The 2756-nt window shown below is 49.3% G+C and carries 1 protein-coding gene; it reads left to right on the top strand.

What is annotated here, in order from left to right:
- Nucleotides 1-2756 (top strand): PDZ domain-containing protein (locus JRG72_11680; protein ID MBW2135864.1); only part of this gene is annotated, 2756 nt, incomplete at both ends.

The raw sequence follows: 2756 nt of genomic DNA, 5'->3' as shown, positions 1-2756 counted from the left end.
TTGGACACCCTCTGGCCAAATAATCTACGCCACGCGCAAATATTCGACTCTACCTAACACCCAGTTGATACTCCTTGACCAGGCCACCAATGAAGAATCCCTAGTTCCCTTGGCGCAGGCAGCCGAAGGCTGTTTTACTCCCGATGAAAAAATACTTGTTTTCACTCGACTTCCTTTCCAGGGAAGTTACACCAAGCGGTATAAAGGGGGGACGGTTCAAAATCTCTGGAAATTTGATGTGGCTAGTCCTCAAGAAGCGGTACCTTTGACGGCCGATTACCCCGGAACAAGCAAAAACCCGATGTTCTGGAAAAACAGGATCTATTTCGTCAGCGACTGCAGCGGTACCATGAACCTGTGGTCGATGAACCTAGATGGTTCCGAATTGGAACAGCTCACTTTTCATGAGGGATACGATGTGAGCTCGCCTTCCCTCCATAATGGCCGCATCGTTTACCAGCTGGTGGCCGACCTTTACGTTTATGATATTGAGAAGCATCAAGACACTCCCTTGGACATCATCATCCCTTCTGACTTTGACCAGATGCGGGAGAAATGGATTAAAAAGCCTGTTGATTATCTGACTTCAGCGCACATTTCCCCTGAAGGGGACCGGCTGGTGTTTGTCTCCCGAGGAAATGTCTTTGTCGCTCCTGTTGGGGATGGGCGCTGGGTAAGGGTAAGTTACAAGGAGGGGATTCGCCACCGGGCAGCCCGTTTTTTTCCGGACGGTCAGAGCTTGATGCTTTTGAATGATCAAACTGAGGAGTGGGAATTTTATCGGGCACCAGCTAATGGTCTGGGTCAGCCGGAACAGTTAACCACTGGCGCCAAAGTTATTCGCTTTGATGGGCTTCCTTCACCCAACGGCCGTTGGCTGGCCTTTGCTGACAAGAACTACCAGCTATGGTTAGCTGACCTTAAGGAGAAGAAACTAAGGCGAGTAGCCTCCAGTCTTAACGACATATTTCAGGACTTAGCTTGGTCACCAGACAGCCGATTCTTGGCTTTTGTGGAAGCCGCCGACAATCAATTCCAGCAGATAAAAATTCTTGAAATTAGCACCGGTCAAATTACCGCTGCAACCAGTGAACGAGTTGATTCTTACAACCCCGCCTGGAGTCCGGATGGCAAGTGGCTTTATTTTCTATCCGACCGTTATTTTCGCAGTGTGGTGGGAAGTCCCTGGGGACCACGGCAACCCGAACCTTACTTTGACCGGACCACCAGAATTTATGCCTTCGGCCTTACCGGAAAAGATGTTTTTCCTTGGATACCTCAGAATGAATTATTAGTGGAGAAAAAAACGTCCAGGGAAGGAGCAGGTCCCAACAGTCCTCCATCAGCCAAGGTAAACACTTCGAAAACTGAAAAGACTAAGAGGATGTCTAAGGAAGCTTCCAAAGAAGTCCGAGTTGAAATCAATTTTCAGGGGATCCACGATAGAGTTTATGAAGTTCCTCTGCCCCCAAGTGCCTATTCCAATTTAGGGGTGGGCCAGAAAGCTTTGTTTTTTATCGACCGGGAATCGAGAGCAGCTGGTAAACCAAAGCTTAAAGCAGTGGCCATTACTAACCGCCGGCCAAAAGCGGTGACACTGGTTGAAGATGTTCGGCGCTACGAACTTTCGTCTTCGGGCAACAAAATGATGGTTCAGAAAGGCTCTGAGTTTTATGTCATTGAGGCGGCGACGAAAAAGCCAGCCTCCCTAGCCGAAAACAAAGTTGATCTTTCCCCGTGGAAATTTTCAATCGATCCTCGCTCGGAATGGCGCCAGATGTTTGTTGACGCTTGGCGGATGGAGAGAGATTATTTTTATGACCGAAACCTTCATGGCGTTGATTACGAAGGCCTTCTTCAACGCCATCTACCTTATCTTGATCGGATCAGTGACCGTCAGGAACTAAATGACCTCATTGCTCACTTAGTGGGCGAATTATCGGCCTTGCATACTTTTGTCCGAGGTGGAGACTTGAGGCAACCGCCAGACAACATCCTGCCTGGTTCATTGGGAGCTAGATTGGAAAAAGATGAGGGAGCTGGTGGATGGAGGATTGCCCACATTTACCGTACTGATCCCGAATATCTAGAAAAATTTTCTCCTTTGGCACGGCCCGGATTAAAGATAAAAGAAGGTGATGTAATCGTGGCCATTAATGGCCGCTCTACTCTCTCGGTTGATCATCCTAGCCTCCTTCTTAGAAATACCGCCGGTACCCAGGTGCTTCTAGAGCTAAAAGGCAGCGATGGCCAGGCATATAAAGAAATAGTTTACCCGATGACCCTTTCGGCTGAGGCAGGCCTTCGTTATAGCGAGTGGGAGTATACTCGCCGGTTCCAGGTGGAAAAGGAGACTGCCGGTGAAGTAGGTTACGTTCATCTTCGAGCTATGGGCGGCAATAATTATACGGAGTGGGTTAAAAACTTTTACCCCGTCTTCAACCGCAAAGGCCTGATTATCGATGTTCGTCATAACCGCGGGGGCAATATCGATTCCTGGATCCTGGAGAAGTTGTTGCGCAAAGCCTGGTTCTACTGGCAGGCAAGAGTAGGTAATCCCACCTGGAATATGCAGTATGCTTTCCGGGGGCATATGGTGGTGCTTTGTAACGAGTTTACTGCTTCGGATGGAGAGGCTTTTACCGAAGGCTTTCGCCGTTTAGGGCTGGGAAAAGTTATCGGCACCCGCACTTGGGGAGGCGAGATCTGGCTTACCTCCAGCAACGTTCTGGTCGATCGGGGGATCGCCTCAGCGG

The organism is Deltaproteobacteria bacterium (genome assembly GCA_019309545.1).
GTDB lineage: Bacteria > Desulfobacterota > Desulfobaccia > Desulfobaccales > Desulfobaccaceae > Desulfobacca_B.
Note: the sequence above shows the minus strand (reverse complement) of the source record. Positions and strands in the feature narration are given on the sequence as shown.